We start from the raw sequence: 8,651 nt of genomic DNA, 5'->3' as shown, positions 1-8,651 counted from the left end.
TTTTGAATATTTCAATTCCTATATGGTACGATTAAAAGATTATATCCGAGAAAATGAGATAGCAACAATAGGAGATTTCAATTCCTATATGGTACGATTAAAAGTGTACCTTCTATTTCTTTAATCTCAACCAAAGAGGTATTTCAATTCCTATATGGTACGTTTAAAAGCTTCATTTATTGATATCGATATGACTGGATGTGATAGATTTCAATTCCTATATGGTACGATTAAAAGTTGGAAATGGACTAGAGAGACTAATAATATCAATGGATTTCAATTCCTATATGGTACGATTAAAAGTATGATTAAAGAGTTCGTAATGTATTGGGCTTACTTATTTCAATTCCTATATGGTACGATTAAAAGAAAGTTTTGGAAAGAAAAGGGGGGTGTATTATCAGAAGACACTGTATCACTAAGTGTGTAAGTTAAAATAGCTTGGGTTGGATTATCTTTATAATCTGACCCTTTCTTTGTAAATAATTAGGAACTGATTTAAAATAATACCCCAGTTCTTTATGGGCATTGACCACTTCTTAGTGGCCTCCCTAACGGCTAAATATACTGATTTCATCACAGAGTCATCCGTAGGGAACGATAATTTATTCTTGGTATACTTTCTAATCTTACCATTGAGGTTCTCAATTAGGTTGGTAGTATAGATAACTTTTCTTATTTCTAGAGGAAATTCAAAGAAGACAGTAAGTTCGTCCCAGTTCTTTCTCCAACTCTGTATAGCATAAGAATACTTGGATTCCCATTTCACTGATAAATCTTCTAAAGCAGCTGCTGCAGCCTCCTTATTAGGCGCATTATAGATATTCTTCATATCTGTTGTAAACTGTTTCTTATCCTTCCAAACTACGTATTTGCAAGCATTACGCACTTGGTGCACGATGCAGATTTGTGTCTTAGATTCAGGGAAAACGGTACGAATCGTATCGGTAAATCCATTTAAGTTATCCGTTGCAGTAATTAAAACATCTTCAGTTCCACGAGCTTTTAGGTCTGTTAGGACACTCATCCAAAAAGACGAAGACTCATTCTTTCCAAGCCATAAACCTAATACCTCTTTAAGTCCATCACGTCTTAAGCCTACTGCAATATAAATAGTTTTATTAATCACCTTAGAACCTTCTCGTACTTTAAAGACTATACCGTCCATCCAAACGATAAGATATACGGGTTCCAATGGCCGATTCTGCCAAGCTACAATATCAGCTGTTACGGCATCTGTGATACGAGAGATTGTCGCCCCAGAGACATCAAAATTGTACACCTCTCTAATTTGTTCTTCTATATCAGAAACACTCATACCCTTAGCATAAAGAGATACAATAACGTGTTCTAAGCCTTCAACCATACTTTTTCGTTTAGGGATAATCATTGGGTTATAGCTCGCATCTCGATCTCTTGGGACTTTGATTTGATCATTACCATAACTAGTCTTAATGGTCTTTGTAGAGTAGCCATTACGACTGTTTTCTTCTTTTCTGTGGCTATGCTTGTCATAATCTAAATGAGCATCTAGCTCTGCTTCAAGCATCTTTTCGATTCCACGCTTTTGAATAGACTTCAGGAAATTTTGGAGTTCTTCTCCTGTTTTAAATTGTTTGAAAAACTCATCAGGGATTAAATCTTCGGTTTTCATAAATGTTTAAGTTTTTTATTAAACAACAACGGCTTGAGTTATTTTGTTACCCAAGCCGGTTGTTTTAACTTACACACTTTATGAGAGGGTGTCAATTAAATGTAAAGAGGACATGTCCAATAGGCACATCCTCCTTATATTTATTAAAATCAAATACTACTTTTTTATCCAAAGCGGTGCTTTAGCTCCTAAGTAATAAGTGTCTATTAATCATCGACACCTTTATGTCTTTTCTGCAAAACTTGGACTACATCTGTAAGACTATAACCTCTATCAAGTAGTAACACAATATAGTGATAGAGTAAATCTGCAGCCTCATTTAAGAATAAGTCATCTCTATCTCGCATAGCCTCAATAACCAATTCTACAGCCTCCTCTCCTACTTTTTGAGCAATCTTAGCCGAGCCTTTTGTATATAGATATGCTGTATAAGACTGATCAGGAGATTCTAATCTACGCTCATTAAACACATCTTCTAAGTACTGTAGAAAATGATGATTATTTAGTTTTTCTCTCCAACAGGTAATACTTCCTGTATGACAAGTTGGACCAACAGGTCTAGCCTTTACCAAGAGAGCATCTCTATCACAGTCAACACGAATATCATATAGATTTAAGAAATGTCCACTTTCTTCTCCTTTAACCCAAAGCTTATTTCTTGACCGACTCCAGAATGTCACTTTTTTAGTATCTAAAGTTAACTGAAGGGATTTTGCATTCATATAGCCTAGCATTAGATTTAATCCCGATTCAACATCTTGGATAATAGCAGGAATCAAACCCTTATCATCATAATTTAAATTTCTAAAGATAGTAGTTAGGTCAACATCTACACCAGCTCTCCAGAGAGTGAATTTGAGTTCATCTATATCAATTAGATTAAAGTGGAAGACACTAGCTGCTAAAACAGCATCTACTTTTCCGTGAACTAAAGCATAATAAAAATCTTGAACACTTCCTGCTCCACCTGAAGCAATTAGAGGTATAGATAAGATAGATTTTAAATTAGCCAACACATTAAGAGGGTAACCTTTCTGCTCGCCATCATGATTCATTGAAGTAAATAATACCATTCCGACACCTCTATTTTGAACTTCCTCTGCCCAAGCCATTAGCTCCTTGCCAGAATTTACGGTGCCAGCAGCTTCAAAAACCATCCATTCTTTATCTATGTTTTTTGCATCTATTGCAGCAACAATAGCCTCAGAACCAAATTCTTTAACTAGCTCATTTATTAAATTAGGATCACGAATAGCTGCACTACCAACAGAGATCCTTTTCACCCCCATATCAAACAATTCTTGAGCATCTTTAACAGAAGAAATTCCTCCTCCTACAATAAAGGGAACATTCACTTTTTCAACAGCTTCCTTAATCCATTCCCTATTTATCTTTCGTTTTTCCGTTGTAGCAGAAATATCTAATAAGACAATCTCGTCAGCTCCTAAATCAGCATACTTTTGAGCTAAAGAAACTACATTTCCTACTTCTTTAATTCCTGCAAAATTAATTCCTTTTACAGCTTTACCATCCTTGATATCAATACAAGGAATGATTTTCTTTACCTGTTTATCCATGATTTCAACTGGTTTAACGTTATTCTTTTTTCATAAATAGCTTTACCTACAATTACTTCAGACACACCTATTTTCTCAAGTTCATCTAGGTCTTCTAATCTTGACACACCACCTGATGCAATGAGATGAAGTTGTTTGTACTTTTCCTTTAAGTTACGATATAAATTCAAAGAAGGTCCATTTAACATGCCATCTTTTGAGATGTCTGTCGAAATAACATACTGAAGATCATCAATATAATAATCTATAAATTGATAAATCGTTTCATTAGTTTGTTCTGTCCATCCCATAATTGCTATTTTATCACCCCAAACATCGGCACTAACTATTATTTTATCTCCTCCATATTTATGTAACCATTCTTTTACCAATGCTGGTTGCTGTATAGCCAAACTTCCAATACCTACATAACTTGCTCCACCTTCTAAAGCATTGACTAAATCTTTTTCACTTTTAACACCTCCACTAAAATCAACTTTTAAGCTAGTGTTTTGACAAATATCTTTCAATACAGCTAAGTTTTGGATAGACCCAGATTTTGCTCCATCTAAATCAACTAAATGCAGTCTTTCTAAACCAGCCTCTTCAAAAGCTCGTGCCACTTCTACCGGTTTAGAATGATAAATAGTACAATCTGAATAATCTCCTTGTACCAGACGAACACATTGCCCATTTTGAATATCTATTGCAGGTATTATATTAATCTTTTTCATAAGATTCCTTTCGATGAGGGTAAGATATTACCTGTTTGTAAAATAGCTTGTTTGATAGACCTAGCAAATGCTTTAAATACAGCTTCAATAATATGGTGTGTATTTTCCCCTTCAGCCGAAATATTTAAGTTACATTTGGCTGTCTGACAGAAAGAATGGAAAAAGTGTTTAGCCATATCAGTAGGGAAATCTCCCACATATTCTTTTTGTAAATCAACATCCCAAACAAGATATGACCTGCCTCCAAAATCCAATAGGACTTTTGCTTCACACTCATCCATAGGTAATGCAAATCCATAACGAGCTACTCCTTTTTTGGAACCCAGAGCCTGATTGAATGCTTCACCCAATAAAAGAGCAGTATCTTCTATAGTATGATGTGCATCTACTTGTAAATCCCCTTTGGTTTGAATGGTTAAATCTACTAATCCATGCCTAGCTATCTGATCCAACATGTGATTAAAAAACTCTATTCCTGTTGAAATAGTAGATTTACCTTCTCCATTCAAATCTAGGACAATATTAATAGACGTTTCTGATGTTTTTCGAGAACACTCAACCCTTCTACTCCCTTGTGAGATAAACTGTTGTATCTCTTTCCACGAATCAGATTGAAAGCTGATAGATAAATTATCAGGAGCTTCACTTGTTCCATACCATATACTTTTTATACCCATATTTTCAGCCAACTGTATATCTGTAAGTCTATCTCCGATGACATAAGAATTGTCATAATCTAACAAGTCATTTAAGTAAGACTTAACTAAACCTATTTGGGGTTTACGGTTTATAGAGTGTTCTTCAGGAAAACTTGGGTCGATAAGTACATCTTCAAAAACAACTCCTTCACCTTTAAATATTTCAAGCATGAGCTTATGAGGCCCATTAAAATCTGAATATGGAAGAGATTCTGTTCCGAGACCGTCTTGATTGGAAACCATTACTAACCTATAATCTGTACTTTCAACAACTTCTTTTAATGCACTAATTACATCCTTCTTAAATTTTAACTTATCAAAAGAGTCAACTTGAAAGTTTGATTTAGGCTCATCAATTAAAGTTCCATCTCTATCAATAAATAAATATTTTCTTTTTTGTAAGATCATTTTATCCTCCTTTTAAATAAAAGTAAACTCTCCATTAATTTTTTATTTTCTACAGGTAATCCAACCGTAAGTCTCAACCCATGAAGTAAACTTGGGGGTATATTACGTATACGAACAACAATGCCTTTAGAGCATAAAAAATCATATAGTTCTTTATAATGAGGAGTCTGAACAAGTATAAAATTGGCTTCCGACTCAAAGACACGATTAAAAAATGACAATTGAATTAAGTTATTATAAAGAAGATTTCTTTCCTTAATTAAAAGCTGAATATGAGTCTTAATTTCAGGTAAATAGTTCAATCTATCGAGGACTAAATCCTGAGTACTCTGACTAACATTATAAGGTGGTTTAATGCGATTTAATATCTCTATGATTTCAGGGTTCCCAATACCTATCCCTAGTCTTAAACCTGCCATACCATAAGCTTTAGACAATGTCTGAACTATAAATAAATTATTGTATTTATCCAATAATTTAATTGCTGAATCTGAATTACTAAAATCAAGATAAGCCTCATCAACAACCACTATTCCAGTAAATAAACGGCAGACTTGTTCGATTACAGATAGTGGAATCAGGTTACCAATGGGATTATTGGGCGTACAAATAAAAAGCAGCTTATCTGTATTCTCTCTATTTTGCTTCAACACGGTAAGGGGGATTTGAAACTCCTCCGTCAATAAGAATTCTCTCACTCTCGCATTATTAATCGTTGCCGAAGTTATATACATAGTGTAACTAGGATTAAACGTAATTATAGAATCAATCCCTGGCTCACAAAAAGCTCTAATTAATAAATCGATTACTTCATCACTTCCATTACCTATAAAGATTTGCTTTGAACTGACATTCTTTATCGTTGAAAGAACCTTCTTTAATTCACATTGAAAAGGATCTGGATATCTATTATATCTCAATCCAAAGGGATTCTCATTTGCATCTAACCAAATATTTGCATCACCTTCATATTCAACACGAGCAGATGAGTAAGGTTGTAATTTGAGAATATTATCTCTTATAAGTTCCTTTATGTTTATGTTATTCATCCTATTCTCCTTTATTTTCAACAAATTCTCTACGTAAACGAGAGGCCAATGCATGTGCCTCCAAACCCTCGGCCTTTGCCATCGTCTCAACAATAGGACTTATTTTTGCTATTCCTTTAGCAGTCAATTTTTGAAATGTAATTTTCTTAAGGAAAGCATCAATATTTACTCCACTATAACTTTTAGCATATCCGTTTGTTGGTAATGTATGATTGGTTCCAGAAGCATAATCTCCAGCACTCTCAGGTGAATAATTTCCTACAAATACCGATCCTGCATTCTGAATCGAACTCAAATAAGAATCCGCTTTATCAATAGATAAAATCAAGTGTTCTGGAGCATAAACATTAGAGAAGTCAATACAAGTATCTAAGTCATCAAAAACAATAAATCTCGATTGTGATAAAGCAAGCTTTACAATATTTCTTCGCGGTAAAGATTCTAACTGTTCATCTAATTTTAGCATAACTTGTTCAAGAATATCGACATTTGTAACAAGAAGAACAACTTGACTATCTGGCCCATGCTCTGCCTGAGAAAGTAGATCTGCAGCAATGAAATCGGGATTAGCTGAATCATCAGCAATGACCAAAACTTCGGATGGTCCTGCTGGTAAATCTATTGCTACTCCCTGTTCTTGCGCATACTGTTTAGCAGCCACAACATATTGATTTCCTGGGCCAAATATTTTATAAACAGGAGAAGTTCTTTCTGTTCCCTGAGATAGAGCAGCTATTGCTTGAACACCTCCTAATTTTAAAATTTGCTTTATACCACAAAGCTGAGCAGCATAACATAATGCCGCATCTATTTTTCCACTCCTATTGATCGGTGTACACAATACCACTTCTTTGCATCCCACTATTTGTGCAGGGATAGCAAGCATTAATAGAGTTGAAAACAATGGAGCACTTCCTCCTGGTATATACAGCCCTACTTTTTCAATAGCACGAAATTCTTGAGTACAAAATACTCCAGGAAAAGTTTCTAACTTTACTGCTTGTGGAATCTGAGCAATATGGAATTGTGAAATATTCTCATAAGCCTGATTAATTGCAATCTTCAAAGGCTCATCAATTTGATAAGCATTCTTTTGCAATTCTTTTTCATCTAAATAAATAGAGGAAAGCTTCACTTGATCAAACTTTTCCGTATAAGCTAGTAGTGCAACATCTTTCTTTATACTCACACTTTCAAATACCTCTCTACAAAGATTTTTCAAATTTTGATGATCGAGTAAAGGACGCATACATAAAGAGTCCCACAACTTCCTACTAGGGTTATTTATTAATTTATATGTCTTCATATTAACCTAATATTTTTTCAATAGGCAGAATTAAAATATCTTCAGCCCCTTGTTGTTTCAACTGATCTATAATATTCCAAAAATCATCTTCTAGAATGACAGAATGCAAGGAATACCAATTAGGATCACTCAGTGGAATTAAAGTTGGACTTTTCATCCCAGGCAATAAAGAACATATCTTTTCTAAATTGTCCTTTTGAACATTTAACATGATGTATTTTGTATTCTTAGCACGTAATACTGACTCGATTCGAAAAATCAATTTATCTAAAATTGCTTTCTTTTCAGGGGACAGTGAAGGGTTGACAGCTAAAACAGCTTCAAATTTAAAGATAGAATATACCTCCTTCAATCCATTTTTGAATAAAGTTCCACCCGTACTTACAATATCACAAATCACATCAGCCAAACCAATACTAGGAGAGATTTCTACAGAGCCAGAAATTTCATGAATCTTAGCTTTAATTTTTTCTCTCTTTAAAAACTCTCGAACGGTATGTGGATATGAGGTAGCAATTCTCTTTCCCTCCAAATCGGATAAAGAAGTAAAGTTCACCTCACGAGGTACAGCAATAGAAAATCTACACCTAGAAAATCCCAATTGCAAATAAGATAAGTCTTCGGCACTTTTTTCAATTAAAGTATTTTCTCCTATTATGGCAACATCAACAACCTCATCTTTTAAATATTGAGGAATATCACCGTTTCTTAGATACAACACATCTAAAGGAAAGTTACTAGAAGACGTAAGCAACTGATCTTTTCCATTTTCAATTTTGATTCCACATTCTTTAAGTAAGCTAAGAGATCCCTCATTAAGCCTTCCTGATTTCTGAATAGCAATTTTAAGATTCATAATTTTTTAAATAAAAAAAGCCCACCTGAATTAACAGGCGGGCTCACATATACTTTGTTTATTATATAATCAAATACTTAGAATAAGAACTCTTCATATATAGACAACATCAGCAGTCTCACCTGTGTGGGCGGGATAAAATGATGATGAATATGATGAGTAAATAAGTTCATTTCTTACGTTTTGGTTTAATTTAGATTACCAAGGTAACAATTTGTTATTATAAGACAAATTATATATCACATTTTAACATCGTATCTATAAAATATAATCTTATAGTGATTAAAGTTTAATTATAAGCCTATTCTATTAATATATGTTATACAACATGCATATATAGGCTCTGAATTTGTCAAAATCATCCAAAGCATTACCTTGGTAATCTAAATT

General features: G+C 33.9%; 7 protein-coding genes and 1 CRISPR repeat array. All 7 genes read right to left on the bottom strand.

Annotated elements, in window-relative coordinates:
- Positions 1-8: 8 nt before the first annotated feature.
- A CRISPR array of direct repeats spans positions 9-369; the repeat unit is 30 nt; unit sequence ATTTCAATTCCTATATGGTACGATTAAAAG.
- A gap of 88 nt (positions 370-457) precedes the next feature.
- The 7 genes from K8V80_RS00090 to hisG all read right to left on the bottom strand — a co-directional run bounded on the left by K8V80_RS00090 (position 458) and on the right by hisG (position 8,261).
- Positions 458-1,654, bottom strand: coding sequence for an IS256 family transposase (locus tag K8V80_RS00090; protein ID WP_006743951.1), 1,197 nt, complete (start codon positions 1,652-1,654; stop codon positions 458-460).
- Between the two features lie 206 nt (positions 1,655-1,860).
- The gene (gene hisIE / locus K8V80_RS00085) at positions 1,861-3,231 is read right to left on the bottom strand and encodes a bifunctional phosphoribosyl-AMP cyclohydrolase/phosphoribosyl-ATP diphosphatase HisIE (RefSeq protein ID WP_276774384.1); all 1,371 of its coding nucleotides are present in this window, start codon (positions 3,229-3,231) and stop codon (positions 1,861-1,863) included.
- Entirely contained in the window at positions 3,216-3,944 is a 729-nt protein-coding gene (gene hisA, locus K8V80_RS00080; protein ID WP_006744321.1) for a 1-(5-phosphoribosyl)-5-[(5-phosphoribosylamino)methylideneamino]imidazole-4-carboxamide isomerase, read from the bottom strand. The genes hisIE and hisA overlap by 16 nt, the downstream gene beginning before the upstream one ends.
- The gene (hisB, locus tag K8V80_RS00075; protein ID WP_276774380.1) at positions 3,941-5,050 is read right to left on the bottom strand and encodes a bifunctional histidinol-phosphatase/imidazoleglycerol-phosphate dehydratase HisB; all 1,110 of its coding nucleotides are present in this window, start codon (positions 5,048-5,050) and stop codon (positions 3,941-3,943) included. Before hisB ends, hisA begins: the two co-directional genes overlap by 4 nt.
- Positions 5,047-6,099, bottom strand: a complete 1,053-nt coding sequence (gene hisC, locus K8V80_RS00070) for a histidinol-phosphate transaminase (protein WP_276774376.1) — start codon at positions 6,097-6,099, stop codon at positions 5,047-5,049. The genes hisB and hisC overlap by 4 nt, the downstream gene beginning before the upstream one ends.
- Position 6,100: 1 nt before the next feature.
- The gene (gene hisD / locus K8V80_RS00065; protein WP_276774374.1) at positions 6,101-7,405 is read right to left on the bottom strand and encodes a histidinol dehydrogenase; all 1,305 of its coding nucleotides are present in this window, start codon (positions 7,403-7,405) and stop codon (positions 6,101-6,103) included.
- Between the two features lies 1 nt (position 7,406).
- Complete coding sequence (gene hisG / locus K8V80_RS00060) at positions 7,407-8,261, bottom strand: ATP phosphoribosyltransferase (protein WP_006744317.1); 855 nt, start codon at positions 8,259-8,261, stop codon at positions 7,407-7,409.
- Positions 8,262-8,651 lie beyond the last annotated feature (390 nt).

The organism is Bacteroides coprosuis (assembly GCF_020741705.1).
GTDB lineage: Bacteria > Bacteroidota > Bacteroidia > Bacteroidales > Bacteroidaceae > Bacteroides_E > Bacteroides_E coprosuis.
The sequence above is the reverse complement of the archived record's forward strand: the minus strand, read 5'-3'. Positions and strand labels throughout refer to the sequence as shown.